Annotated in this window: 31 protein-coding genes; 14 read left to right on the top strand and 17 right to left on the bottom strand. The window is 66.8% G+C overall.

Annotation, left to right across the window (positions count from 1 at the left end):
- Positions 1-69 precede the first annotated feature (69 nt).
- Positions 70-585, top strand: a complete 516-nt coding sequence (locus tag IEY55_RS16070) for an RICIN domain-containing protein (RefSeq protein WP_189058603.1) — start codon at positions 70-72, stop codon at positions 583-585.
- Positions 586-760: 175 nt separating this feature from the next.
- Here the strand turns inward: IEY55_RS16070 and IEY55_RS16065 are convergent, their stop codons facing one another.
- From IEY55_RS16065 to IEY55_RS16035, 7 genes are all read right to left on the bottom strand, one after another.
- A complete protein-coding gene (locus IEY55_RS16065) occupies positions 761-2122 on the bottom strand; it encodes a preATP grasp domain-containing protein (RefSeq protein WP_189058601.1) in 1362 nt (453 codons plus the stop codon).
- Positions 2123-2436: 314 nt separating this feature from the next.
- On the bottom strand, positions 2437-2811 hold the full coding sequence (locus tag IEY55_RS16060) for an alpha-amylase inhibitor (RefSeq protein WP_189058599.1): 375 nt from the start codon (positions 2809-2811) through the stop codon (positions 2437-2439).
- Positions 2812-3383: 572 nt separating this feature from the next.
- Positions 3384-3542, bottom strand: coding sequence for a hypothetical protein (locus IEY55_RS16055; RefSeq protein ID WP_189058597.1), 159 nt, complete (start codon positions 3540-3542; stop codon positions 3384-3386).
- A gap of 240 nt (positions 3543-3782) precedes the next feature.
- A complete protein-coding gene (locus tag IEY55_RS16050; RefSeq protein ID WP_189058596.1) occupies positions 3783-4214 on the bottom strand; it encodes a hypothetical protein in 432 nt (143 codons plus the stop codon).
- Between the two features lie 424 nt (positions 4215-4638).
- The gene (locus tag IEY55_RS16045) at positions 4639-4974 is read right to left on the bottom strand and encodes a hypothetical protein (protein ID WP_189058594.1); all 336 of its coding nucleotides are present in this window, start codon (positions 4972-4974) and stop codon (positions 4639-4641) included.
- Positions 4975-5026: 52 nt separating this feature from the next.
- Positions 5027-6193: a transporter substrate-binding domain-containing protein gene (locus tag IEY55_RS16040; protein WP_189058592.1), complete on the bottom strand. Its 1167-nt coding sequence runs from the start codon at positions 6191-6193 to the stop codon at positions 5027-5029.
- A 282-nt stretch (positions 6194-6475) separates the two neighbouring features.
- Positions 6476-7282 (bottom strand): exodeoxyribonuclease III, encoded by an 807-nt coding sequence (locus IEY55_RS16035; protein ID WP_189058589.1) that lies wholly within the window; start codon positions 7280-7282, stop codon positions 6476-6478.
- Positions 7283-7360: 78 nt separating this feature from the next.
- On the opposite strand from IEY55_RS16035, the gene IEY55_RS16030 reads away from it, so the two are divergent.
- Complete coding sequence (locus tag IEY55_RS16030) at positions 7361-7720, top strand: DUF4288 domain-containing protein (protein WP_189058587.1); 360 nt, start codon at positions 7361-7363, stop codon at positions 7718-7720.
- A gap of 33 nt (positions 7721-7753) precedes the next feature.
- On the opposite strand, the gene IEY55_RS16025 is transcribed toward IEY55_RS16030, so the two are convergent.
- The 6 genes from IEY55_RS16025 to IEY55_RS16000 all read right to left on the bottom strand — a co-directional run bounded on the left by IEY55_RS16025 (position 7754) and on the right by IEY55_RS16000 (position 13157).
- On the bottom strand, positions 7754-8083 hold the full coding sequence (locus IEY55_RS16025) for an SH3 domain-containing protein (RefSeq protein WP_189058585.1): 330 nt from the start codon (positions 8081-8083) through the stop codon (positions 7754-7756).
- A 253-nt stretch (positions 8084-8336) separates the two neighbouring features.
- Complete coding sequence (locus IEY55_RS16020; RefSeq protein ID WP_189058583.1) at positions 8337-9557, bottom strand: NADP-dependent isocitrate dehydrogenase; 1221 nt, start codon at positions 9555-9557, stop codon at positions 8337-8339.
- 126 nt (positions 9558-9683) lie between these two features.
- Positions 9684-10478 carry an ESX secretion-associated protein EspG gene (locus IEY55_RS16015; RefSeq protein ID WP_189058581.1) on the bottom strand — a complete coding sequence of 265 codons (795 nt, stop codon included), beginning with the start codon at positions 10476-10478 and terminating at the stop codon, positions 9684-9686.
- A gap of 169 nt (positions 10479-10647) precedes the next feature.
- The gene (locus tag IEY55_RS16010) at positions 10648-11997 is read right to left on the bottom strand and encodes a WXG100 family type VII secretion target (RefSeq protein WP_189058579.1); all 1350 of its coding nucleotides are present in this window, start codon (positions 11995-11997) and stop codon (positions 10648-10650) included.
- A 90-nt stretch (positions 11998-12087) separates the two neighbouring features.
- A complete protein-coding gene (locus tag IEY55_RS16005; protein ID WP_189058577.1) occupies positions 12088-12696 on the bottom strand; it encodes a DUF3558 domain-containing protein in 609 nt (202 codons plus the stop codon).
- A 5-nt stretch (positions 12697-12701) separates the two neighbouring features.
- Complete coding sequence (locus tag IEY55_RS16000; protein WP_189058575.1) at positions 12702-13157, bottom strand: hypothetical protein; 456 nt, start codon at positions 13155-13157, stop codon at positions 12702-12704.
- A 442-nt stretch (positions 13158-13599) separates the two neighbouring features.
- On the opposite strand from IEY55_RS16000, the gene IEY55_RS15995 reads away from it, so the two are divergent.
- From IEY55_RS15995 to IEY55_RS15940, 12 genes are all read left to right on the top strand, one after another.
- Positions 13600-14805: an SfnB family sulfur acquisition oxidoreductase gene (locus IEY55_RS15995; RefSeq protein WP_189058573.1), complete on the top strand. Its 1206-nt coding sequence runs from the start codon at positions 13600-13602 to the stop codon at positions 14803-14805.
- A gap of 50 nt (positions 14806-14855) precedes the next feature.
- Positions 14856-16034, top strand: a complete 1179-nt coding sequence (locus IEY55_RS15990) for an acyl-CoA dehydrogenase family protein (RefSeq protein ID WP_189058571.1) — start codon at positions 14856-14858, stop codon at positions 16032-16034.
- A gap of 20 nt (positions 16035-16054) precedes the next feature.
- On the top strand, positions 16055-17425 hold the full coding sequence (locus tag IEY55_RS15985) for an LLM class flavin-dependent oxidoreductase (protein WP_229686439.1): 1371 nt from the start codon (positions 16055-16057) through the stop codon (positions 17423-17425).
- 163 nt (positions 17426-17588) lie between these two features.
- Positions 17589-18395, top strand: a complete 807-nt coding sequence (locus IEY55_RS15980; protein WP_189058569.1) for a metal-dependent hydrolase — start codon at positions 17589-17591, stop codon at positions 18393-18395.
- Between the two features lie 657 nt (positions 18396-19052).
- Positions 19053-19616 carry a DUF5753 domain-containing protein gene (locus tag IEY55_RS15975; protein WP_189058567.1) on the top strand — a complete coding sequence of 188 codons (564 nt, stop codon included), beginning with the start codon at positions 19053-19055 and terminating at the stop codon, positions 19614-19616.
- Positions 19609-19818 (top strand): DUF397 domain-containing protein, encoded by a 210-nt coding sequence (locus tag IEY55_RS15970; RefSeq protein WP_189058565.1) that lies wholly within the window; start codon positions 19609-19611, stop codon positions 19816-19818. Before IEY55_RS15975 ends, IEY55_RS15970 begins: the two co-directional genes overlap by 8 nt.
- An 88-nt stretch (positions 19819-19906) precedes the next feature.
- Complete coding sequence (locus IEY55_RS15965; protein WP_189058563.1) at positions 19907-21004, top strand: acyltransferase family protein; 1098 nt, start codon at positions 19907-19909, stop codon at positions 21002-21004.
- A gap of 81 nt (positions 21005-21085) precedes the next feature.
- Complete coding sequence (locus IEY55_RS15960; RefSeq protein WP_229686438.1) at positions 21086-21901, top strand: ABC transporter permease; 816 nt, start codon at positions 21086-21088, stop codon at positions 21899-21901.
- Complete coding sequence (locus tag IEY55_RS15955) at positions 21894-22697, top strand: ABC transporter permease (protein ID WP_189058561.1); 804 nt, start codon at positions 21894-21896, stop codon at positions 22695-22697. The genes IEY55_RS15960 and IEY55_RS15955 overlap by 8 nt, the downstream gene beginning before the upstream one ends.
- On the top strand, positions 22694-23683 hold the full coding sequence (locus tag IEY55_RS15950; protein WP_189058559.1) for an ABC transporter ATP-binding protein: 990 nt from the start codon (positions 22694-22696) through the stop codon (positions 23681-23683). Before IEY55_RS15955 ends, IEY55_RS15950 begins: the two co-directional genes overlap by 4 nt.
- A gap of 9 nt (positions 23684-23692) precedes the next feature.
- Positions 23693-24070 carry a bacteriophage spanin2 family protein gene (locus tag IEY55_RS15945; RefSeq protein ID WP_189058558.1) on the top strand — a complete coding sequence of 126 codons (378 nt, stop codon included), beginning with the start codon at positions 23693-23695 and terminating at the stop codon, positions 24068-24070.
- A gap of 69 nt (positions 24071-24139) precedes the next feature.
- Positions 24140-24334: a DUF1918 domain-containing protein gene (locus IEY55_RS15940; protein ID WP_189058556.1), complete on the top strand. Its 195-nt coding sequence runs from the start codon at positions 24140-24142 to the stop codon at positions 24332-24334.
- Between the two features lie 99 nt (positions 24335-24433).
- On the opposite strand, the gene IEY55_RS15935 is transcribed toward IEY55_RS15940, so the two are convergent.
- From IEY55_RS15935 to IEY55_RS15925, 4 genes are read right to left on the bottom strand one after another with little or no spacing between them, the layout of a single operon-like run.
- On the bottom strand, positions 24434-24721 hold the full coding sequence (locus IEY55_RS15935; protein WP_229686437.1) for a DUF3017 domain-containing protein: 288 nt from the start codon (positions 24719-24721) through the stop codon (positions 24434-24436).
- Positions 24718-25575 carry a bifunctional methylenetetrahydrofolate dehydrogenase/methenyltetrahydrofolate cyclohydrolase gene (locus IEY55_RS15930; RefSeq protein ID WP_189058554.1) on the bottom strand — a complete coding sequence of 286 codons (858 nt, stop codon included), beginning with the start codon at positions 25573-25575 and terminating at the stop codon, positions 24718-24720. The genes IEY55_RS15935 and IEY55_RS15930 overlap by 4 nt, the downstream gene beginning before the upstream one ends.
- Positions 25572-25703 (bottom strand): hypothetical protein, encoded by a 132-nt coding sequence (locus IEY55_RS32555; protein ID WP_268239318.1) that lies wholly within the window; start codon positions 25701-25703, stop codon positions 25572-25574. The genes IEY55_RS15930 and IEY55_RS32555 overlap by 4 nt, the downstream gene beginning before the upstream one ends.
- 22 nt (positions 25704-25725) lie before the next feature.
- Entirely contained in the window at positions 25726-25947 is a 222-nt protein-coding gene (locus tag IEY55_RS15925; RefSeq protein ID WP_189058552.1) for a hypothetical protein, read from the bottom strand.
- Between the last annotated feature and the right edge of the window lie 82 nt (positions 25948-26029).

The following is a 26029-nucleotide window of genomic DNA, read 5'->3' as shown; positions in this document are numbered from 1 at the left end:
GTCCGGGCCGGCGCCCGAAACGCTCGGAGCGCCCATTCCGCACCACCGGCAATACCCGAAAGGACGATCATGCGCGCACGTTCGATTGGTATGGCGATCGCCGCCGTGGCGGCCGCGTTCGCCCTGCTCCCCACCTCCGGTGCCAGCGCGGCGTCGCCGGAGCCGATGGTGGCGAAGCGGTACGTCCAGAACGTCGAGTACCGCCAGGTCATGGACGTCGAGGCCGGACGCACCACCAAGGGCACGCCGATCTACGGCTGGAACCTGCACTTCGGCCAGAACCAGCAGTTCAAGCTGCTGAGCTACCCCGATGGCAGCACCGTTTTCAAGGGTGTGCAGAGCAACCTGTGCGTCGACGTCAAGGGCGGCGAGCAGGCGCGGATGGGCGCCCCACTGGTGTTGCAGGATTGTGACCGGGACGCGACGCAACACTGGCGCCAGCAGGCCGGCCTCATTCCCGGTTCCGTGGTTTTCCGTAACGAGCACTTCCACAACGCGTGTCTGACCCAGCCGGCCCGGTCCTCGCGGCTCGTTATCGAGGACTGCAGCTTCGGCGACCAGACCCAGGAATGGTACGTCCGATAATTGATGGCCATCCCTGAACAGACGTCGGCCGGTTCGACGCGCTGGACCCGTGTCGAACCGGCCGACCTCCATGCTAGCGACGTCACCCCGAGATCCGGATAACGAAAAGCGCACGGTGCGGCCGGATCTCACGCGGAGATCTCGCGCCTGACCCCGAGAGCCGACTCGGTAGCAGTCACCTGCTCAGCGAATAGCGGCGCGGAAAGCCGCCACTACCGTGGCCCATCTTCAGCACGTCGGTCAGTTCGGTGTCGATCTGTTCCACCCGGGTGCGGTCCGGGCCGATGATGGTGTAGCGCCAGGTGTTGTCGTCGGCGGGTGCTCCGGTGTGGAGCACGACCCCCTCCACGCGGTACGGGTCGTACGCGAGGTGTGCCCGTTGAAGGAGTCGTAGGGCCTGGGCGAAGTCGTGACGCACAGTGGCGGGGCGACAGCCGACCAGCCAGGTGGGGGTACCGGGGTAGCTGGGTGGGAGAAGCCGGTGGACCAGGGCCGCGGGTGTCGAGGTGGCGGTGTGTCGGACGTTGCTCTCGGTGGCGTACAGCGTTCCGTCGGCGGTGAGGCCGGCGTCGATGTCGAAGGGGCCGAGGTAGCCCCGTTCGGCCAGGTAGGCGCCGAACGCGAGACCGCCCTGCTCCAACTCACGCCGTGTCTGGCGCGGGACGTCATGCAGGGGTGCCCGGTAACCGCAGAAAGAGCCGTCCGTGGTCCGCATTTCACCGCTGAATAGCACCCGAAGCCCGCCGCCCTCGACCTCCAGTTGCACGCTCACGTCCCGGATGAAGTCGACATGCTCCTCCACCACCCAACCCTCCGGCGCCATCCCCGCAGCAGCCGCACACGCGGTGAGGCTGGCGTCCAGGTCGGGCAGGTCCGTCCGGGAAAGCACCCGAAACCCCTCGCCCCCGGCCGAGCGGTTCGGCTTGACCGCCACGCGCGGATGGTCGCCGAGCAGCTCACGCACCACGTCCGCGAGCTCGGTCCCGCCGGTGCAGAACCGGCCGTCGGGAACGCGGACCCCGAGTTTCCGGGCGAGCTCACGGAAACCGGCCTTGGTGTTGAGCCGACGGGCCACCTCCAAAGCGCTGTCCGGGACACCGGCGGGTCCGTACGGGTGGACCAGCACCCCGAGTTCGGCGGCCAGTCCCACCGCCGCACGGTCGAGGGTGGTGGGAAGCAACGCGACACCGGGCCGGTCCGCGATGAGGTCCCGCAGCGGGTCGACCAGCCCCGCACGGTGGACCGCCTCGGACAGCGTCGTGGCCGGGTCCGTCGGCACCGTCACGACGTCGAGCATGGCAGGGTCGAAGCCCAGCAGCTCGCAGGCATAGGACCGGAATGCGTCACTGACCGGGACCGGGGTCACCACCACGTCGCCCGGTCGAGTGAGCCAGATCTTGCGCGGGGCCTGCACCATCCCCCGCAGCATCACCTCGCGTGCCTGCAGGCTTGCCGTCACCTCGGAGACGAAGTTGGCGAGGATGATCAGGGGCGTATCCCGCACCAGCAGACTCGTTGCGCCCGGCGGAGTCGTCATCGTCACTGATCCTGACGTCTGGCGGCCCCACGGCCGCACCGGCTGCTACCCCGACAATGTCCCAGTTCCGACCAGGCAGCGCAGGGAAAGTCGCTCCAAAGTAGGAGTACGCCGCCACGCGAATCCATGATTCCCCGAAACCGGCTGTGTCGAGCCAACGTAGGCCGCGCCCTGTGCTTTTCGTGAAGCGATACGGCCGTCGTTCCGGTACGCTCCCCGCGCGGAAAACCCTGATCACATCATGGTTGAAAATGAAACGAACGCACCCGGGCGCCGCGGGCACGTCCGTTCCGATCAACACGAACCGCCGTGAGTCAGCACCGATCGATCCGGCTCAGGGTCGGTCGGGTGCCATAGGACTTGTGCGAGCGGGTCTGTCGCGGTGCAATGCGGAAACACCGGCTGTCCCTACCGCGGCTCATGATCAGCTTGATCTTGTAGTGCCGCTTGCACCGGTTCGTGACATACACCGTTGTGGAGGTGATGCCCTTCTTTTGCCTGGCCTGGATGCAATTGGGTGCGGTGCCCCCGACGAGGAACTCCGCCCCGAGGCTCGTGCCCGACGTAGCCGCGGAGTCGAGCCCCGGGCTCGCCGCGGTCGCGGCCGGGGCGAGCCCCAGCGCCATGGCACCGGAAAGGGCGATACCGACCGCGATGGTGGAAATTCGACCGCCTCGCTTGGCAGACATACTCATCTCCCCTGCGTCGCGAAGTGACAGTGGCGTGGATTTGGTCCCCACCAGCTGCTTGCGATCTTCACCCTGCCGTAACGGGAAGCCGTGCCAACAGCTCCACCCGGCCGAAAAAATCATGCTCTCGTTGTGAGACCCATGGCGCACCGGATACATCCACCGGATGCCGCACCCGGTACGACTTCCCCAGGATCATCGAGTCATGCGAATTGCCCTGACCGCCACCGGCGGGAAGGGATTCCTGCGCAGAACATCCCTTTTCGCACCAAATGTGACGCGCATCTCGGACATGTCCGGCAGCGTGCGGTCGGCCAATTGGTGCAGTACCGCCCGGTGCAGCCGCCCCGGAACCAAATCAGAAACTTTGATATGTCGCGAAGCTCGATGTACCGCAACAGGGCGACAGTCGCCGCCGAATCACCCATTCGTGAGCACCGCGGTCAGCTCCGGCACGAGCACCGAACCCGCCGGGACGACGACCGGCCCGCCCTGTCAAACAGTTCGAGCAGGCGCGTCACCTCCGGCACCGCCGTCTGTTCCACAACGGGGCCACGCGCCGGAACGCGTGATCAGGTACACCGGACCCAGTCGAACGTGATGGTCAACGGCGCGTGGTCCGGCCACCGGGCGTCATAACTCTCGGCCCGCTCGGCCGCGCACGACACCGCCTTCTCCGCGATGCCCGCCGTCGCCGCGACGTAGTCGATCCGCCAGCTGATCCCCTGCACGATCGCGGAACCGCCCGCGGCCTACGCGACCCCGCTGGTGCGCTCGCACCCATCTCCCACGTTTCTTCGGCGATACGGGACACTGGTGGCGCGCAGGAACACTCCGTCTGCAATCCCTTCCGCGCCACCAGTCTCGCCGCAGCCCGCCTGAGACCGGGTGTCAACCACAGGAACGGTCCGGTGCCCGGCAACCCGCTCCGGCTTAACGGAGGATCCTGTTCCGCTGCCAGTCCACCTGAATTAGGTGTTCGGGTTGTCCAGATACCGCGAGTGGTAGCAGGTGTCGCGACCGGGGTCATCCACACACCCCCGCACGCGCACACCCTTGATGTAGTCGTTGGTGCTGAAGGAGCGCCCGTGCCAGGCCTTGTATCCGCCGCGGCAGCCCTTGCTGTTCCGCCGCTTGGTTGTGTATACCTTGCCCGTGTTTTTATAGACCAGCAACTGAATGTAGACGTCGTGACTGTCGCACTTACTGTCCTTCACGGACAGGCTGACGTTGGTCAGCTGGTATATCCCGGTGAAGTTGAAAGTCGCGCTGCCACACACGCCCCCACGACAGACATCACCGCGCACGCGCGCCAGTTCGGCGGCCTGGGTGGGAACGCTGAGCCCGACGAACAGTCCCAGAGCGGTGGTCAGCAGCAGTGGTAATCGAATCAGTCGTCTCACTAGTCCATCCTTTTCTGGCAAACGTGTGCACCAAGTATTGGGAGGCTGATTCCACGACACGACATTTCCTCCCGTCTTCGTCGTACACCCGGGGTCGAACCACAATCAAGAGCTTCTCGCCTGGGCCGTAGTTTTTACGCAAGATGGAGGAGTTCACTACTCCAGCAATGACTAGGTTGACAGTATTTGCGGGATTCGTTTCACCCGGGCTGGCGATGTCGGGGGCACAATGCAGCCGCCACTCGGTGCCCCAGTTGATCTTCCCTCGCGCGGCGTAGCTGACGGCGGCACTCGGCGCACCGTGGGATGCCGGTGGACCTCAGTGCGGTCTCGGCGCAGAGTCTGGCGCACTGCTCGCGTTCGGCTCGGGGACCAGGCCTAGCAAGGAGCCGGGCACGAGACCCCGGCAGGCTGCCGACGGACGTCAGCCCGACTCTGGCCAGTCGAACGTGACCGTCAACGGCGCGTGGTCAGACCATCGCTCCTGGTAGGAGGCTGGGCGCTCCACCACGCCGGACACCGCTCGGCGTGCAATACCCTCTGTTGTACAAACCAGGTCGATCCGCCAACCCGCGTCGTCGACCCAACCCGGACCAGCATGTCTGTTGGTCAACTCGGGCAATCCGATTCCTCGCATCGCGGCCTTGTCCACCAGCCACGCAACCAGGCGGGAACTCTTGGGCTGGGTGGCGTGCTCGTGTCCAGCGGAAGGTTTCGTGGGGCTGGCCCAGGCCAGCCCCACCACACGTACGGAGATCACACACCATCGATAAGTCAGCGACTCCTATGCGAATTTTCCAAGAAGCCCAACCTCATTCTTCGCAATTGTCATAGTCAACACTCCCCGGACGATGATCCTCACGACCAATACCCAACTTCTTGAGCTCCTGATAGAAGAAATCATTCCAATGCTGGTTGATAAACTTATCCAAAGCCGCATTGATCTTCTTGCACAGGTTGGGGCTATGGTTCGGCAACCCGATTCCATACTTCTCCACCCCAGCCAGACCCGGCTTGATCTCGAGCAGGTCCAGATCTGAATATTTACTTGGCTCACTCCCTCTGTACGCATCCAAAATGACGTGATCCGTCATTACTCCTATAACGGGATCCTTTCGATTGAAGAGCCTCTGCATGCACTTGTCCAAGTTTGGATCATTACTCTCACTTTCAAGTTCCGCCAGCATCAATATATCCGAGAGATCTATCGCGGTAGTTCCCCTGGTCATGCATATGACTTTTCGCTCACCCAGCCGAGATTGAGCCTTGTTCCACGAAACTAATAAGCCGGCCCTGTCATAGAAATATGGCCCAGAAAAATCCACAATTTCTTTACGCTTGTCCGTTATGGAATAGTTAGAAATGACAAGTTTGACGGTTCCCTGCCGCCCCGTCTTCCTATCAGGCAGGGCCTCATCGCGTTGCCCAGGATCCATGGTAACAAAGTGTGGTTCAAAGCCAAGTTCCGTCCCCAGAAACTTACCGAGTTCTACATCAAATCCGCTGAACGACGACTTGCCATCTTGCATGCTCCAGCCAGGGATCTTACCGTTTATCCCGATGGCGACGCGGCCCTTCAGGTACTCCGACGGGTCTGGCTCGCCATCTCCCAGCTGAGGAATGACCCAGAAGGACGCAATCAGGACGGCCGGAACAACAATACCTGCAGCAGTCCATGGAACCCACAGCCGCCAACGACGCGACCCCGGTTGCGCATCGGGATCACCGGAAAGGCTCAAACGAATCGGTAGAATTGCTACGATCAAGCCTACGGCAGCTATTGCCACGCCGAAGATCGCCGCAAGTTCCGAAGCGCCATCAGGCAGCAGGATAAGGAAGGCCGTCACAATCGCAGTTGCCAGCAGCGCCGGCCCAACCCAGATAAGTTCCCGCCGGAATTGGCCGCGGCTTGGTGAAACTTTGGACTCGGGGGGAGTGAGGTCATCTCTGCCGACGTTCATGCAAACTTGATCGTCCAAGCCAACACTAATTTTACATCGACGTGGATCACGTAATCATATTGACATTACTTCGTTACAAAAAGTATATCTTTTTGTGAAACATATTCAAATTGCCCTCAAGATACTATTGCTCCCGCAAGCAAGCACTTGGAGATGGGTCGTGTTATTGCTAGTGAGAGCCCAATGGGGCACGGGCCTGACCGGCTTTGATCATCTTGTGTCATGAGACGAAGGACGATCACCTTTCCCGACCGCAGCGGTCTGTGGGCGAGCCGGCTCCGCGAAGGCAAGGTCAGGTGTTCAGAAAGCAGGCCAGTCGAACGTGATGGTCAACGGCGCGTGGTCCGACCACCGGGTGTCATAGGATGGCGCGCGCTCGACCACCGCCGTGGTCGCACGCTCGGCCAAGCCAGGAGTAGCGGCCTGGTAGTCGATCCGCCAACCCGCGTCGTTGTCGAACGCCCGCCCCCGGTAGGACCACCACGTGTACGGCCCCGGTCCCTCGGGGTTCAACCGCCGCAGCACGTCCACGTACCCGGCCTCCCCGAACACCCGGTCCATCCAGGCCCGCTCCTCCGGCAGGAACCCGGAGTTCTTCCGGTTGGCCTTCCACGCCTTCAGGTCGATCTCCCGGTGCGCGATGTTCCAGTCCCCGCAGACGAGCACCTCGCGTCCCTCGGCCGCGCCCTTCTCCCGCCGCTCCACCAGGTAGGGCAGGAACGCGGCCATGAACCGCTCCTTCTCCTCCTGCCGCGCGGTGCCCACGTCCCCGCTGGGCAGGTACAGGCTGCCGACCGTCAACCCGGGCAGGTCGACCTCCACGTACCGCCCGCTGTGGTCGAACTCGGTCTCACCGAACCCGATCCGCACCGCCTCCGGCGCCTGCCGGGTCAGGATCGCCACCCCGTTGCGCCCCTTGATCTCCGACCGCGCATGCACCGCGTGCCACCCCTCGGGGTCACGCAGCTCCGCGGCCAGCTCGTCCGGTTCGCACCTGGTCTCCTGCAGGCACACCACGCCGGCCGCGGTGCCGGCCAGCCACTCGAGGTACCCCTTCTTGGCGGCAGCCCGGAGGCCGTTGACGTTCACGGTCGACACGGTCAGCACGCCCGAACGTAATCACAAGTGGTGACAAGGTCGCCAATCCCGCGCACCGGTGCGCCGCGGTCTGAGACGGTGCCCACGATGACCGTCGTCTGGAATCGCTACGTTGCCGTGCTCGTCTACGAAGCCACCTCCGACGCGCCCCGCCGCCGACCGCTGTACGAGGAGACGTTCGTGCTGGTCCGCGCCGCCTCAGCCGAACAGGCCGGGCGCAAGGCCACCCGCTACGGCCGTGCGCAGGAGACCAGCTACCGCAACGAGACGGGCGAGACCATCCGCCTCGTCCTGCGCCACGTCGTCGACGTCAGCCCGGTGCTCGACGACAGCGTCCGCGGCGGCCACCCCGGCGAGGACGTGGTCGAGGTCTACGCCCGCCACTTCCGCAACTACGACGCCTACCGCCGCTTCGAGCCGCTGTTGTCCGACCACCGCGCCCGATGAGCAACGCCCATCAGCCGGCCAGCGAGCACACGATCAACGACAGGCGTTCCCGGGGGCCGCCCGCAGGAACTTCTCGGAGGCCCACCGCCCCTCGGAGAGCTTGCGGAAGCCCCGCTCCGTCTGGTCGGTGGCCGCGACCAGCATGTTGTTCCGCAGCGTGTCGACCACCCGCTCGCCCGTGCCCGGCCCGGAGCGGACGTTGAGGAGGTCGGCGGTGACGCGGAACTCGCACTGGTTGCGTTCCGAAGCCGGACTGACCGGGTTCGGCTCGTTCTGCTTCCCGTCTCGGGGACTGGCCACCAGCGCCAGAGCAACCGCACCGAGCGCGACAGCGACGATCACGGGTCGAATCGGCACCGCCATCTCCAGCCACCTCCCGCAGATCACCCACGCCAACCAACTTCACGAGGTGCCAGCCCCCCATCCGGTATAGCCCGGAAAGCGGGTGGTGGGCTTCCCGTATCGGGTAACACCACCCGAGCTCCCGCATAACGTCCACTCACAAGCAGGACAGGCCAGGGTGACGCCGCTACCCGAGGTAGTCATGGTGGGCCAGACGCGCCGGAGCCCGGTTGCCCCCGCGAGGGCAACCGGGCTCCGAGTCGGGCAGCGGGCGTCAGCCGGCCATCTTCTTCTGCAGGTTCTCGTCCAGTGCGCCGAGGAACTCCTGCGTGGTCAGGTACGGGGTGTCCCCGCCGACCAGCAAGGCCAGGTCCTTGGTCATCCTGCCGCTCTCGACGGTCTCGATGCAGACCTGCTCGAGGGTGTGGGCGAAGTCGGTGACCGCCGGGGTGTTGTCCAACTTGCCCCGGTGCGCCAGCCCGCGCGTCCAGGCGAAGATGGACGCGATCGGGTTGGTCGAGGTCGGCTTGCCCTGCTGGTGCTGCCGGTAGTGCCGGGTGACGGTGCCGTGCGCGGCCTCGGCCTCCACGGTCCGGCCGTCCGGGGTCATCAGCACCGAGGTCATCAGGCCCAGCGAGCCGAAGCCCTGCGCCACGATGTCGGACTGCACGTCGCCGTCGTAGTTCTTACAGGCCCAGACGTAGCCGCCCTCCCACTTGAGCGCGGCCGCGACCATGTCGTCGATCAGCCGGTGCTCGTAGGTCAGGCCCTTGGCCTCGAACTCGGCCTTGAACTCCGACTCGAAGATCTCCTGGAACACGTCCTTGAACATGCCGTCGTAGGCCTTGAGGATCGTGTTCTTGGTCGACATGTAGACCGGGTAGTTGCGTGCCAGGCCATAGGCGAAGGACGCCCGCGCGAAGTCTTCGATCGACTTGCGGTAGTTGTACATGCCCAGCGCGACGCCGCCGCCCTCCGGGAACTGGGCGACCTCGAACTCCATCGGCTGGCTGCCGTCGGCCGGGGTGTAGGTGATGGTCAGCGTGCCAGGGCCGGGCACCTTGAAGTCGGTGGCCTTGTACTGGTCGCCGTGCGCGTGACGGCCGACGATGATCGGCTTCGTCCAGCCCGGCACCAGCCGCGGGATGTTGGAGATGATGATCGGCTCGCGGAAGATCACGCCGCCGAGGATGTTGCGGATCGTGCCGTTCGGGCTCCGCCACATCTTCTTCAGGCCGAACTCCTCGACGCGTGCCTCGTCCGGCGTGATGGTGGCGCACTTCACACCGACGCCGTGCTTCTTGATGGCGTTCGCGGCGTCCACGGTCACCTGGTCGTCGGTGGCGTCCCGGTGCTCGATGCCCAGGTCGTAGTACTCGAGGTTGACGTCCAGGTACGGGTGGATCAGCTTGTCCTTGATGAACTGCCAGATAATGCGGGTCATCTCGTCGCCGTCGAGCTCGACGACGGTCCCCTCAACCTTGATCTTGGCCATGGGCCGGGCCTCTCCTCTCGCGTCTCCTGCCGCGATACGCGCAAGCATGACAAGCGTACTGGTAGCGTCGCGTGCTCGTCGGCGGGCCGTGGCCAGCGCCACCCGGGCGCACTGACCTGCAGGGATTCAGTTCGCAACGTAGGTGCTGGCCAGGTGGGTCAGCCGGTCGGCGAGGAGCCGCTGGTCGACGGGGGTGGCCACGGTCCACGCCCGCCCGTCGTTGCCGCGGAGCTGCTGGGTGAGGTAGCAGCCCTCCTCGGTCTCGATGACGTTGACCGGGAACTCGCAGCGCTGCCGCGCCCCGTCCCGCCCCCGGCCGGCGACGTAGAACTGGGCGGCGGCGCGCCTGGGCCGGGCGAGCAGCCGGCGCACCCGGTCCACCTCGGCGTCCGGCCCGCTGCGCCCGACCGCCTGGAGCAGCCCGGCGTCCGCGGTCCCGTGCGCCGGGCCGTCGCCGGTCAGCAGCTCGGTGGGGAGGTTGTGGTGCTGGCCGGGGAGTGGTCTCAGCTCCGGCACCACCGAGGCGACCGCCGGGCACAGCCACTCCGGCGCGAGCGGCCGCAGCCGGAACTGCCCGTTGCCGAGCTCGGCGAGCACGCCCTCCCGACCAGCGACGGCGCCGACCACGGAGCGTGTGGGTTGCCCGGCGGCGCTGTACCAGCCGTAGACCTCGAGCTGGGGCCGCGCCAGCAGGCGCAACGCCCCGACCAGGTCGGGGTCGGCCTGGCTGCCCCGGACCAGGTCGAGCCGCGCCAGCTCGACCCCCACCTGGGCTACCAGGTGTTCCCGCTCGGTCCAGGTCGCGCCCGGAGAGGAGCAGTGCAGGGCCGGGTGCTTCTCGGCGTGCAGCACGGCGCCGACCTCGACCTCCCACAGCACGTCGTAGGCCAGCTCGGACACCACCACCTCGCGGCGCAGCACGGCGCGACTCCCCTCCCCGCTCAGCTGTCAACCGGGCTCGCCCGGTTGGGGCGACCCCTTACTTCTGTGTGCAATGACCTGTTGGAACGACCAGGACGAACCGGCCGAACGACCGGCCCGGCCGCACGAGCCGACTGGCAACGACCGACCGACTGGCGACGACCTGCGCCTACTGCTGGCGCGGCGGCTCACCGCCGATGACCGGCGGGGCGACCATCTCTCCGGAGCTGAAGATGTCGTCGGTCTCCACCAGGTAGCCCGGCCGCTGGTGCTCCTGGTCCTCGCCGCCCTGGCCACGGCCGGCACCGGCCATGCCCATGCCGCCCATCCCGGCACCGCCCGGACGACCGCCGGCACCGCCCGTCGCACCTGCGGGCCCGAAACCGCCGGCACCAGCGCTACCTCCGGGGCCGCGACCCGTCGCGTTACCAGCTCCCAGGCCGCCACCGGAACCACCGGCGCCGCTTGATGAGCCCGCGCCGCCAGCACCCGAGCCGCCAGGACCGAAGCCACCGACGCCACGGCCAGCAGCACCGCTCAGGGAACCGGCGCTACCCCGGCCCCCGCCGCCACCCGGCCCACCCGACGAGCCCAAGCCACCGGAGCGCGGCGGCACGGCCGGTCGCATGATCCCGCCGCCCTGACCGGTGTTGTTGCCGCCGTAACCGCCCGGGTAGTAACCGCCGCCGGGGTGGTAGTTACCGCCACCGCCGCCGGGCGTGCCGGTACCGGACCCACCACCGGAGCCGGGACCGTTCCAACCCGGCGTCCCCGGGTTGCCCGGCAACGGGTCGACCCTGCTCGGATCAACCTGCGCCGGAGGCGGCGACGAACCCGCCGGTTGCCACGTCTGGCCCCCACCGGACGAATCCGGAATGGAGTACGAAGGCCGCCAAACCTGGCCCCCACCGGACGGATCGGGGGAGGACCCTGCCGGGCGCCAAACCTGACCTCCACCGCCTCTGCCGGGCGGCTGCCGGGTGTCGCCGACGCCGTCACCACGACCGGGGTCGGTGACATCCACGTTCGCGTGGTGCGTGTCGGCGGTGAACGTCGGCACCGCGCTGATGTTGGAACTCGTGGTGCTGCCATAGCTCTGCAGGGCGTGCTGGTTCGCGAGCGTCTTCTCGCGGTAGGCAGCGGCTTGCTTGTCAACGTCCGTGGTGAACGGATTGATGTAGTCGACGAAATCGCGCTCCGGCGGATTCTTCGGCACCGGCTGCACGGTGTGCTTTGCGGTGTTGAACCCGCCGCTCTGCTGGGTGAGCACACCAGAGACCTTGTTCGCGGTGTCACCCGCCTGCGACGCCGACGTCGCCAATGGCGACATCCCAGCCTGGGCCGACTCCGATGCCTGACCCTGCCATGCGACGCCGGCCTTCTTCATCGCAGCCTCGACGTCACCACTGGCGTCGTGCTGAGCCTTCGCGACCTCACGCCATTTGCCCGACGCAGTGTCCAGGCCGGCGGATGTACCCGGCCCCTTGTGGAACATGTCGTAGATCTCGGCCCCTGGCACACCCTGGGGTCTGGTCTCTCCCAGGAGACGGGACCCTACCTTCACCCCGTAATTGACGGCCCAGTCCGGTACTCCAATGATGCCCACCGGTCACGTGCCCCCCTTCAACGTCTTCAAAATCTCACCGGCGACTAGCTTGGTTTGTCCACACGGGTCGTTGTAGGACGGAGACTCGTCATCGAGCTGCATGTCCACATCGAAAACAAGCTTGTCGGTAACCCCGACGCTGATGACACAAACACCCTCTGACCGCTGATCACGCACAGCCATGACGACGGCAGCGGGATAACCATCGACTTCAAGTGGCTCGAAAATCTTGTATGTGTCTCGGCGGGAATAAAGACCCGCAAGCCCGTCACCCTTGACCACAAGCCTTGCCGAGAAGCTCATCTTCGATGGCCCAGATGTATCCCGCCATTCACAACCCGGGCCGAGATCACTATCAAACCTATTGGGCTCTTTACCAATCTTCAAAAACTGCCGCTGGCTTGGCGTCAGGACGCTACACGGGACCTGTTGGAACTTGGAGGTATCCAGCGGCTTCGGCACGCGTGGCACGTCAGGGTTGGCAGCGGAAGAACCCGTCGTGGTTCCGGTATTGGTGGCCGGCTGCGCACTTCCATTGGTCGAGCCAGAGCTACAGGCAGCAAGCATGAAAACAGCGAATGCTGTAGCAACCGCCAAGATCGACTTACGCATGTGGATTAGCCCCGCTTCTGGAAGGACGATCGGGCCGACTCATCGGCATTGTCGTAGGACTTCATCGCTGCCTCTAGACTCTGGATCATGTTCTTAATGTCCTGCTGCTGCCGCTTGTTCGCCGCAAGGTAGTTGTCGACAAGCTGCGGACCCATCCGCTCGGCAGCTTTTGGGCTGTAGGGATCGGTTCCTGGTGCTGGCCATCGTCCCGCTTCACGCGCAACACTGGCTGCCCTCTCCAGCTTGTCCCGGGCCTGCTCCAGTTCCTTGATCAACCCCGGGATCTGGTCGCGGTCGACCGCGAAGTGGGCGCCGGAACCGCCACCGCCGCCCGAGCCACCCGCGTTGGCCGCCGCCTGGGCAGCGGCGGCGCCGAGCATGGCCGCGCCGGCTGCGGGACCGGCGACCGCGCTGGCCGCGACGGCGCTGGCGGCCCAGTAGCCACTGACCATCTCACCCATACGTCACTCTCCCCCGGACGTGCACCTCGACGGGCATCCTGCCGTATGACGCTGGCTACGGCGGGTGGTTCCCGAGGAATCTACGCAATCGTCGGTTCGGAGCACCGGACCCCGCGAGCCACGAGACCGGCGATCAGCCCCGTCGCCCACCCCTCTCCTGCGGGGCCGGCTCAGGATGTGGAACCCCACGACCATCACGTTGACCCCCTCGCGAGGGCCGCCTAGCTTCGCCCGTATGGCGCAACACGATGACTTCCGCGTGCGGCAGCACGTCGACTTCTGTCGTGTCGCCAGCGCGATCTGTCGCCGCTGAGCGAGCCTTATCTCGCCTTCCCGCAGTCCGTTTTGTGACTGTTCGCCGTTTCTTGCGGCCTTCTCCGCATCTCCGCCGTGCCTTCTCCGTGTCCTCTCCGTGTCTCTCCCGCGTCCAGCGAGGTCCGTCATGGCACATGTCATCACCAGCGACGACGAAGCAATCGAGACCGCCCGCTCCCTGGCCAACCAGTTCGCGAAGCGCGCCGCCCACCGCGACGCCGAGCGGGTTCTCCCGGTCACGGAGCTCGACGAGCTGTCCACCAGCGGCCTCCTTGCCATCACCGTGCCCAGGGAGCACGGCGGGGCGGAGGTCTCGGCACGCGCCCTGGGCGAGGTGATCAGACTGCTGTCGGCCGCCGACCCGAACATCGGCCAGATCCCGCAGAACCACTTCTTCTTCGTCGAGGTGCTCCGGGAGAACGGCGCACCGGAGCAACAGGCGTTCTTCTACAAAGAGGTCCTGGCCGGTAAGCGGTTCGGCAATGCCCTGGCCGAAGCCGGCGCCCGGCACGCCAACGAGTTCCGGACGAAGCTGACCCCGGACTCCGCGGGCGGCTACCGGCTCAACGGCACCAAGAACTACTCGACGGGCGCGCTGTTCGCGCACTGGATCCCGGTGTTCGTCACCGACTCGGAGAACCGGGTGTTCGTCGCCTACGTCCAGTCGGACACCGCGGGTGTGGCCGTCATCGACGACTGGAACGGTATCGGTCAGCGCACCACGGCGAGCGGAACCGTCCTCCTGGACAACGTGCACGTGCCGGACGAGCACGTGGTGCCGCACTACCGAACCTTCCAACGCTCCGAGATCTTCGGCGCGTTCGGCCAGTACATCCACGCCGCCATCGACGTGGGCATCGCGGGCGGAGCGCTCACCGAGGGCGGGGAGTTCATCCGTACGTCGTCGCGCCCGTGGTGGGAGTCGGGTGTCCAGCGTGCCGCCGAGGAACCCCTGGTGATCCAGCGGTTCGGCGAGCTGGCGCTGCTCGTCCGCGCCGCCGAAGCACTCCTGGAACGGGCCGGCCGGGCGCTGGACGAAGCCAGAGCCGCGTTCCGGTCAGGTGTTACCGGCGACCGCCTGGCCGAGCTGGCCGCCGAGGCGTCGGTCGCCGTGGCGGCAGCCCGCGCCCAAGGTGACACCGCCGCCATCACGGTCTCCACCGACGTGTTCGCGCTGGCAGGCACCAGGTCCGCGCTGCGCGACCACAACCTCGACCGGCACTGGCGCAACGCCCGGACCCACACGCTGCACGACCCGCGGCGCTGGAAGGTCCAGCACATCGGCAACCACGCGCTGAACGGCGTCGCGCCCCCGCCGAACGGCATCGTCTGACCCCACTTCTCAGCCCCCACAGCCCCTTTTCACCACCCTGGAGCGTTCCCATGCCCGACCTGCTCGTGGACGACGACTGGATCAAGGCGGCCCGGCGGGTCGCCGAGGACCTCAAGATCGACTCGGTGGAGCGGGACCGCGCGAACGAGGCACCGTTCGGCGAGGCCCGGAAACTGCGGGACGCCGGCCTGCTCAACCTGCTCATTCCCACCGAACGCGGTGGTGGCGGCGCCCGATGGCGCACCGCCTACCAGGTGATCCGCGAGATCGCGATCGCCGACGGTTCGATCGGCCAGCTCATCGGCTACCACTACCTGTTGTCCTGGAACCCCCGTTTCTTCGGCTCGGCGGAGGCCCAGGAGCGGCTCGAACGCCAGTCCGCGGCCGGAAACTGGCTCTGGGGCGGGGCGTTCAACCCTCGTGACGACGACCCCACGCTCACCCCGCGCGGCGACCACTTCATCCTCAACGGCCGCAAGAGCTTCACCACCGGCGCCCGGGTGGGCGATCGGATCGTCGTCGGTGCGCTCCGGCCCGACACCGACGAGCACGTCGCGCTCATCGTCGATCCGGCGCAGAAGGGCGTGAATCGCCCCGACGACTGGGACAACATCGGTCAACGGCTGTCCGCCAGCGGCAGCACCGAGTTCATCAACGTCGTCGTCAGCCCTGACGACGTGCTTGGCTCGTACGACAACCTATCGCCCTTCGCCTCCCTGGTGACTCCCACGATCCAGCTCGTCTTCGTGCAGTTCTACCTGGGCATTGCCGAGGGTGCGCTGGCCACCGCGCGGGAGTACACCGTGTCCAGGAGCCGGCCATGGCTGCTCAGCGGCGTCGACTCGGCGACCAGGGACCCTTATGTGCTCGGCACCTACGGCGAGCTGGTCACGGCGACCAAGGCCGCGCGAGCCCTGGCCGACCAGGCCATCAACGCCATCGATCCCGCACTGCACGACCGGCGCGAGGCCCTGACGGGCGAGGAACGCGGCGAGATCGCGACCCTCATCGCCGCCGCCAAAGTCGCCGCCACAAGAACGGCGCTCGATGTCACCTCGCGAGTCTTCGAGGTCACCGGCGCCCGCTCCACCGCGTCGAAATACGGACTGGATCGGTTCTGGCGGAACGTACGCACGCACACGCTGCACGACCCGGTCGCCTACAAGCTCCGGGAGGTTGGCGACCACTTCCTGACCGGCGCCCATCCGCCGTACACGCTCTACACCTGATCTTGCAAGGAGAAACCGCTGTGTCCACGCGACGGATCCGACTCAACGCATTCGACATGAGCTGCGCCGGGCACCTGTCCCCCGGGCTGTGGCGTCACCCTGACGACCAATCCCACCGGTACGCCGACCTCGACTACTGGACCGAGCTGGCCCAACTACTCGAACGAGGAAAGTTCGACTCGCTGTTCCTGGCCGACGTGCTCGGCGTCTACGACGTGTTCGAGGACAGCAGGGACGCGGCCGTACAGCAGGCTGTGCAAGTGCCTGTCCAGGATCCGCTGCTCACGGTATCGGCGATGTCCGCGGTGACCGAGCACCTGGGTTTCGGCGTCACGGTCTCGCTCACCTATGAGCAGCCCTACGCTCTCGCCCGCAAGCTGACCACCCTGGACCACCTCACCAAGGGTCGGGTCGCGTGGAACATCGTGACGTCCTACTTGGAGAGTGCGGCCCGCAACCTGGGCCTGACCAACCAGATCTCGCACGACGAGCGGTACGACATCGCCGATGAGTTCCTGGAGGTCTGCTACAAGCTGTGGGAGTCGTCGTGGGCCGAGGACGCGGTCGTCCACGACCGGGAGCGCGGCATCTACGTGGATCCCACGAAGGTCCGCGACATCGATCACGACGGGAAGTACTTCCGCGTCCCCGGGAACTTCCTGTGCGCACCGTCGCCGCAGCGGACGCCGGTGCTGTACCAGGCGGGGGCGTCCAAGCGCGGTCAGGAGTTCGCCGCGCGGCACGCCGAAGCCATCTTCATCATGGGCACCCGTACGGAGGTGCTACGTCCCATCATCGACAACATCCGCCGGCAGGTTGCGGAGCAGGGCCGCGACCCGTACGACGTGAAGATCTTCGCGTTGGCCACGGTCGTCACCGGTGACACGGACGCGGACGCCCGAGCCAAGCTGAAGTCGTACCAGGAACACATCAGCTTCGAGGGTGCGCTGGCGCTCTACGGCGGCTGGAGCGGGATCGACTTCTCGGCGTATGCCCCTGACCAGCCGTTGAAGTTGCTGCACACCGATGCCATCCAGTCGGCCGTCGAGGCGTTTTCCAAGGCCGACCCGTGGCGGGAGTGGACGCCCCAGGCGATCGCCGAGTGGGTGGGTATCGGTGGGCTCGGCCCGGTGATCGTGGGCTCGCCGACCACCGTCGCCGACGAGCTGGAGCGCTGGGTCGACGAGGCGGACGTGGACGGCTTCAACCTGGCCTACGCCGTGACGCCGGGCACGTTCGTCGACCTCGTCGAGCTGGTGGTGCCCGAGTTGCAGCGACGTGGCCGGGTGTGGACCGAGTACGAGGGCAGCACACTGCGCGAGACGATCTACGGCCCGGGTGTCCGGCGGCTTCCGGACAACCACCCCGGCGCCAAGTACCGGACGGAGTGACGGGCAACACAACACCTCGAACCGCACTGCCGGGACCACCCGGCACCAAGCACCCTGTGCACGGCACCGAGCCGAGCCACTGGGCACGCGAACCCGACCATTTCCCCCTCGCTGATCATGATCGGTACCCTCCCCGAATCGGATGATCACGATCGGGGGAACGATGTCGACGGGTCCGACTCATGCCATCAGCGGGCTGGCTTGCTGGGCGGGGGTGACCGCCATCGCCAGCAACCACGCGATCGGCCAGCTCACGCCGCAGGCGTGGGTGCTCGGGGCGACGTTGGCGTCGGGAGCGGCCTTGTTGCCGGACATCGACCACCCACAGTCGACGGTGGCGCGCACGTTCGGCGCGTTCAGCCTGGCATTCTCCAAGATTGCCAACACGGTGAGTTCATGGACCTACCGGGCCACCAAGACGAGTAAGGACACAGATCGCGACGGCGGGCACCGAGGACTCACACATACGGTGGTGTTCGCTGTCCTTGCCGGCTTGGTGACGACGGCGATCGTACAGGCGGGTAACCGTTTCGCGTTGCCGGTGTTGATGTTCGTGTTCTGTGGCCTCGCGGTGCGTGGACTGCTGAACAACTGGTGCCCGAAACGAGATGCGCTTGCCATCATCGTCACCTCGGGTGCGCTCACGTTGCTGTGCATGAAGTGGGTCGTGGCAGCGCCGGAGAACGCCGCGGCGGCGGGTATCGCGGTCATGATTGGGTGTTTCGCGCACTACCTCGGCGATGCCATCACCGAGCAGGGTTGCCCCATGCTGTGGCCAATTCCGATTGGTGGCCGCACCTGGTATCCGGTGGCACCGCCCAAGGTGATGCGGATGCGGACCGGTGGCGCGGTCGAGCTTTCCCTTGTGTTGCCTGGATTGACGTTGCTGGCGGTCTGGCTGTCCGCTGCGGCACTGCAGCACGCGGGTGCCTTGCCCTGGCTGGGCTTCGACCTGCTGACGTTCGCCTGAGAATCACGTCGGTGAACTTGGATCGAGGAACGCACTGCGAGGGATAAGGGCTTAGGCGGGGAACGAGCACTTGGCGTACTCGTCCTCGTCGACGAGCCGGGATATGCGGAGGATACGTTCCCCGACTGCGTAGCCTTCACGGACGCAGCAGAGGCAGTTCCAGTCGCAGCGACCAACGAGCCATGACTCGCAGTTGCGGCGTGCTTGCTGGAGTTCGTAGCGGCTGGCAGGGATAGCTTCGTAGGCGCAGCCCCTGGGTGGGCGCAAACTCATGACTCGCTCGCAATCACGACTCGAAGGTCCTCGGGTCGCACACGCGCGACGCGGGCGACAGCGTTTCAGTGCACGAGAACGCACGTGACACCGAAACCGGCGACGCGACCCAACCGGCCACCAGCGTCCGGCCGCCACGCCCACACCACATCGCCCGATCGAATGACCTTCGAGCCAACACGAAGCGGCCTCAGTTTTGGACTGCTCAGCGGCCAAGATCAGCAGGATTGAGCATGGCTACTACGCCATCAAGAAGGCCGAGCTAACAAGCTCCTTGACTTCTACGACGCCCCGCCGGACGCCCGCAGGATCGCCGAGGAGCTACGCAGGAACACCAACCGGCGTGGCTGGTGGTCCACCTACGGCATTCCGGAGTGGTTCCGGATGTACATCTCTCTCGAGTCGGACGCCTGCTCCGTCCGCAGCTTCCAGCCGGAGTTGATACCCGGGCTGCTGCAGACCGAGCGATACGCGACCTCGATTCACTTCAGTGCCCGCCACCTGGCACCGGTCAGCGGAGTGGATAAGCAGGTCGCCGCACGGATGCAGCGCCAGGACCGACTCACCGCGGCACCGCCGCTCGAGTACTGGGCGGTCATCGGTGAAGCCGCGGTCCGCCGACTGGTGAGCGGACCGATCGCGATGAGGGACCAGCTCCAGCACATCCTGAAACTCATGGAGTTGCCCAATGTGAAGGTGCAGATCCTTCCCTACGAGGCCGGAGCACACCCAGCGATGTCGGGTCCCATCACACTGCTCAGCTTCCCCGACGGGATCACTCACGACGTCGCCTATCTGGAGGGCGGACACGTGCTGGAAGATGTGGCTGCTGTGTACCAGCTCGGGATGGTCTACGACGATCTTCGAGCTGCTGCGCTGAGCCCACGGGACTCTGCACGCTTCCTGGAGTCCGTGATAGACGACCTAGAGAGGCTGAGCCGTGAGTGATCTTCCCGGCTTATGGCGGAAGAGCAGCCACAGCCAGAGCGGCGGCGAGTGCGTCGAGGTAGCCAACTTGTGCCCGGCCACCGCCGTCCGGGACAGTAAGGAGTCAACCGGTCCAGTACTCCTGTTATCCCGGTCCGCGTGGTCCTCCTTCGTCTCCTCCCTCAAGTCCGGTCGGCTGGACCGACATCACCCCACCGGATGACCAACTCGTTCCGCCATCGGATGTTGCTCTGAGCCGACCAGACCCGCTCACACCTGGTTGACCCTTCAGCCAGTAAGGTGCTTTCCCTGTGGCGACAAGGGTGTCAGTTCCGGCTGCCGGAACCAGGAAGCGGTCCTCGCGCCGGTTCAGCTGGGACCTGGTGCGGGTCGTTGCGGTGTTCGCCGTTCTCGTACACCACCTCACGTTCGTCGGGCCGAACGAGCCGCTCGGTATCGCGGCACCGCCGTTCGAGAGCACCTACCAGTTCGGCGCGTCCACCCTGCTGGTGATCTCCGCCTACTTCGCGGGCATGACGCTGAGCCGGTACACCAGCCTCCAGTGGTGGTTGCGCCGGATGGCCCGCCTGCTGCCAGCCTACGTCGCGGCCGTGTTCCTGGTGTTCACCTTCGTGCGGGTGTTCGCCCCGGCGGACTGGCCGATCCGGCCGTCCGTGGTCGACCTGGTCGGCAACATCCTGCTGATCCAGCCCTGGTCCGAGCACATCCGCTACGTCGACGGCTCCTTCTGGACGTTGCCCGTCCAGGTCGCCGGGTTCACCGCGCTCGCCGTGCTCTGGCACCTGCGTTCCCGGGGCCGGCTCCCCTCCCTCCCCATCCTGTACGCCGTGATCCTGGTCCCGCTCTTCCTGCGGGTGACCTACCTCGCCCACGAAGAGCCGTCGAGCTGGCTGGTGGCGCTCGTGGAGCACACCGGCCTGCACCGCGCGCACCTGTTCGTGGCCGGGATCGCGATCTGGCGGTGGTCCAACCGCGAGTTGCGCTTCGCCCATCTCTTCGCGCTCCTCGGCCTGACGCTGATCGCCCTGCACGAGCAGCCGCCCGCGGGCGACTCCGTGGGCGCGTTCGCGATCATGCTCGGGCTGATCTGCCTGGCCGCGCGCGGGCCCGACTGGCGTTTCCTTCCCGAGGTGCTCGTCCGTGCCGTCAAGTGGATCGCCGGCATCTCCTACGGCATCTACCTGGTGCACCAACACATCGGTTACGTCATCGCCCGCCGGCTGACCGACCTCGGTTTCCCCTCCTGGGTCTGGGTGGTGGCAACGGTCTGCTCGGCGATCGTCCTCGGCTGGGCGCTGACCAGGTTCGTGGAGCAGCCGGCCTACCGCTGGATCTCCCGCACCTTCCGCACCCTCATGGCCCGCAAGGCAGCAACGGCCACCACGTAGCCCCCGAAAGATCCTCATAATCCGGCTGAATCCCCTTCTTGCCGGCGAAACCTGCTGCACCACCGCGTAACGTGGAACGACGTGCGCGCCGATCCCTGGGGGCTGATCAACCGCGCCCACTGTTATCCACGTCTGGTCCTCGCCGGCTTCCGCCGCTACTCCGCCTACCGGGCCGCGATGCTCGCCGGGCTGAGCACGAACGTCGTGTTCGGTCTGATGAGGGTCGGCCTGCTCCTGGCGGTGATCGGCGAGCGGCCCCGGGTCGCGGGCTACGACGCGGCGGCGGCCGTCACCTACGTCTGGCTGGGGCAGGGCATGATCGCGACCGTCTCGATGTGGAGCGGATTTCATGTCGCCGAGCGGGTGCGGTCGGGCGACATCGCCATCGATCTGGGGCGGCCGTGGGATTTCCAGCTCGCCGAGCTGGCCGGTGACCTGGGCCGGTTCGGCTACCACCTCGTCACCCGTATGGTGCCGCCGGTAGCCTTCGGGGTGCTGTTCTTCCCGTTCCGTTGGCCGCAACGGCTCAGCACCTGGGGCTGGTTCGCGGTGAGCCTGCTGCTGGCCGTGATGGTCAGCTTCGGTATTCGCTACCTGTTGAACCTCAGTGCGTTCTGGCTCGTGGAGTCGCGCGGGTTGATCAGCATCTACGGGGTCGCCTCCGGCCTGCTCGCCGGCCTGGTCATCCCGCTGCACTTCTTCCCCGAAGGCATCCGAACCATCCTCTGGTGGACGCCGTTCCCCGCGCTCATGCAGGACTCCCTCGACGTGTTCGTGGAGCGTGGTTCGCCCCTCCCGGCTGTCGGGCACCAGCTGCTGTGGGCAGTGCTGCTCCTTCTCGCGGGTCGTCTCGTACAGCGCTCCGCCGAGCGGAAGCTGGTGGTGCAGGGTGGCTAGTACCGTCCGCGCCTATCGCCGGGTCATCGGTTCCCGACTCCGCGCACAAGCGACGTACCGGCTTTCGTTCACCGTAGAACTCTGCGCCCAGGTGATCGCGGGCGGCCTCGAGTTGGTGACGATCCTCGCTGTATTTCACAACACCACGAGTCTCGGCGGGTTCGGCCGGAACGACGTGTTGCTAATGTACGGGTTGGCCACTTTCGGCTTCGGGTTGGCGGACCTGGCGGTGTCCCAGCTCAACCACCTGGGCGAGCTGATCCGCACCGGGAAGTTCGACGTGCTGCTCGTGCGTCCACTGGGCACGCTCGGCCAGGTCCTCACGCTCGATGTGCAGCTACGGCGGTTGGGGCGTGCCGCGATCGGATTCGCGACGCTGCTTTTCGCGTTGTCCGTGGCCGATATCTCCTGGAGCATGGCCAAACTTGCGCTCCTCGTGGTCGCCCCGCTGGCCGGCGCGGTCATCTTCTCCTCGGTGTGGGTGGCGGCCTGCAGTATCTGCTTCTGGCTGGTGGACGGCCGGGAGTTCGCCAACTCGGTGACCTACGGCAGCAGCATGTTCAACTCCTACCCCATCAACATCTTCTCCGCTTGGCTGCGGCGCCTGATGGCGTTCGTGGTGCCCGGCGCGTTCGTCGCCTACTACCCGGCACTGGTGCTGCTGGAGCGGACGGACCCGCTCGGGTTGCCCGGGTGGCTGGGCTGGACGAGCCCGCTGGTGGCCGTGGCGGCGACGGCGGTGGCCGGTGGGGTGTGGCGGTTCGCGGTTCGGCACTATCGGGGGACGGGGTCATGAGCTTGATCGAAGCCCGCGATTTGCGGCGAACTTTCACGTTGCGCCGCAAGGTGGGGCGCTTCCGGCGGCAGCGGCACGAGGTGGTCGCGGTCGAGGACGTGTCCTTCGCCATCGAGGCGGGCGAGACCGTCGGGTACGTGGGTCCCAACGGGGCGGGCAAGTCGACCACGATCAAGATGCTGACCGGGATCCTCGTGCCGACCGGTGGCTTCGTGCGGGTGTGCGGGCTGGAACCGGCGGCGCGGCGGCGCGAGCTGGCCGGCCGGATCGGCGTGGTCTTCGGGCAGCGCAGCCAACTGTGGTGGGACCTGCCGCTGCTGGAGAGCTTCGACCTGCTGCGGGACATCTTCCGGGTGCCGCGGGCTGCGCACGCGGACCGGCTGGACGAGTGCGTGGAGCTGCTCGAGATGGGGCCGTTCCTGCACACGCCGGTACGGCAGCTCTCGCTCGGGCAGCGGATGCGGGGTGAGGTGACCGCGGCGTTGCTGCACGGGCCGCGGCTGCTGGTGCTCGACGAGCCCACGATCGGCCTGGACCTGGAGTCCAAGGTCCGGCTGCGCCGGTTCCTGGCCCGGCTGAACGCCGAGCGGGGGACCACCCTGCTGCTCACCACCCATGACCTGGACGACATCGAGACGTTGTGCCGGCGGCTCGTGGTCATCGACCACGGCCGGGTGCTGGCGGACGGGCCGCTGGCCGGGCTGCGGGCCGAGGTCGCCCGGGAGCGCACGCTGGTGGTGGACCTGGAACGGCCGGTGCCGCCGCTGGAGCTGCCCGGAGCGCGGGTCGCGCACGTGGAGAACGACGGTTCCCGCCAGCACCTGGTGTTCGACCGGGAGCGGCTGACCGCGGCGGCCCTCATCACGGCGGTGGCCGAGCGGGCGCCGGTGCACGACGTGAGCGTGCTGGAGCCGGAGATCGCCGATGTCATCCGTCGGTTGTACGAACTCCGCGAATCCCGTGCTCTTCCGGTGGTTGATCGGTAGTGTCACGCCATGCGGATCGCCGGACCTCGCGTCGCCCTCGCCCTCGCCGCCCCGCTGCTGGTACTCGCGCTGGGCGGCTGCGACAGCCTCAACCAGGTCTCCGAGGGACTGGACAAGGCCGAGGCGTGCACCAAGGCACTCAGCGCGGCCGGGTACTCGCCGGACCCGAGCAAGGGGCAGCAGGCCGTGGACGAGGCCCAGCGCAAGGCCGACGAGCTGCGCAAGCTGGCCGAGCAGGTGTCCGACGCCAACCTGCAGCAGCAGCTGCGGGAGACCGCCGACCAGATGGGCCAGCTCCAGCTCAGCGACCTGGACCCGAGCAAGCTCATGAGCTGGACGAACGAGCGGCTGCAGCGGGTCGACCGGCTGACGAGGGCCTGTTCCTGATCAACCCATCGGGTGGGCTGTGACGTCGGCCATCCTTGCCTAGGCTTGGGGGCGCGGAGGTGGTCACTCATGCACGCAACCGTTGGCGACCGAGTGCGGATCAAGGGCCGTATCGTCGGTATGAAGGAGCACGTCGGCGAGATCGTCGAGGTTCGGGGCTCCCAGGGCGAGCCGCCGTACCGCGTACGGTTCGACGACGGCCACGAGGCCCTCATCTTTCCGGGACCGGACTGCCTCATCGAGCAGCGCGGCCCGCAGGACTGACCCCACGAGCCCGAATCGGCCCGGCGGTCACCGCCGGGCCGGTTCGTCGTCCGCTACTCATGACGATTGCCGCGACGTCGGCCCGGAACCAGATCCGAACTAGACCGGGAAGCGGCGGATGCTGATCGCGATCGCGATGATCGCAATGGCGAACCCGACGTAGAGCGCCAGGTCGACGTTGCGGCGTCGCAGGACCAGCAGTCCCAGGCGTTCCTCCGGCAGGAAGAACCGGAACCCGGCGGCGAGCAGCAACGCGCATCCGATCAGGAACGAGCCGCGTCGCCAGTGGGCCATCGAGATGAGCACCAGGCCCATCAGGACGACGGCCATCACCGCCGCGAACGGCAGGTGACGCCGGACGCGTTCGGACTCCCAGAACCTCCTCACGCCGTCCCGGCGGCGCGCTCCGCCGCCTCCACGACGTTGGTGAGCAACATCGCGCGGGTCATCGGGCCGATGCCACCGGGGTTGGGCGACAGGAAACCGGCCACCTCGAGCACGTCCGGGTGCACGTCGCCGGCCAGGCCATCCTCGGTGCGGGTGACGCCCACGTCGAGCACGACCGCACCGGGCTTGACCATGTCCGCGGTGACCAGGTGGGCCTTGCCGGCCGCGGCCACCACGATGTCCGCGCGCCCGATCTCGGCGGCGAGGTCCTTGGTGCCGGTGTGGCACAGGGTCACGGTCGCGTTCTCGCTGCGCCGGGTGAGCAGCAGGCCCAGCGGGCGGCCCACCGTGACGCCACGGCCGACCACGGTGACGTTCGCGCCGGCCAGCGGGATGTCGTAGCGGCGCAGCAGCTCCACGATGCCGCGCGGGGTGCAGGGCAGCGGGCCCGGCTCGCCGAGCACCAGGCGGCCCAGGTTGATCGGGTGCAGGCCGTCGGCGTCCTTGGCCGGGTCGACCAGCTCCAGCAGGCGCCCGGCGTCCAGGTGGTCGGGCACGGGTAGCTGCACGATGTAGCCGGTGCACGCCGGGTCGGCGTTCAGCTCGGCCAGGACCGCCTCCACCTCGGCCTGCGAGGTGTCCGCCGGGAGGTCGCGGCGGATCGAGGTGATGCCCACCTTGGCGCAGTCGTTGTGCTTGCCCCGGACGTAGGCGTGCGAGCCGGGGTCGTCGCCGACCAGCACGGTGGCCAACCCGGGTGTCCGGCCGCGCTCGGCCAGCGCGGCGACCCGCGCGCGCAGGTCCTCGTAGATCGCGTTCTTGGTGGCCTTGCCGTCAAGGATGGTGGCGGTCACGGCTTCTCATCGTGCCAGAAGGCCGGGCACAGCACGGGCTTGGTGTGCTGATCGGCGCCACGAGCACGTTGATCACTGGCCTTGCCGAAGAGGAGGCTCGCCCGGACTCCCAGCAGGGGCCAGGACATGCGGGCGGGCGTTCCGGTGCGCTCAGCCCCGGCCGTTCCGGAGCAGGTCGAGGATCTCGTCCAGCTTGGCGGCCTGCTCACGCTGGGTTTCGGCGAGGCGCCATTCGGCCTGTTCCAACCGATCCAGCCGGCCCACGGCTAGGTCGAGAGCGTGCTGGATCTCCTCCAGCCTGGTGTCGTGCCGCCGCTGCCTCGCCGCAACAGCGGTGATGGTCTGGTTGGTGGCGTCCAGCAGCTCGTACACGTCGCCGAATTCCTACCGGTGCCGGTGGTTCTGTGCTGAGCGATCGCTCGGAGTCGTCACTCGGTGGACCGTAGGGCCAAGC

Source organism: Longimycelium tulufanense, from assembly GCF_014645795.1.
Lineage (GTDB): Bacteria > Actinomycetota > Actinomycetes > Mycobacteriales > Pseudonocardiaceae > Longimycelium > Longimycelium tulufanense.
The sequence above is the reverse complement of the archived record's forward strand: the minus strand, read 5'-3'. Positions and strand labels throughout refer to the sequence as shown.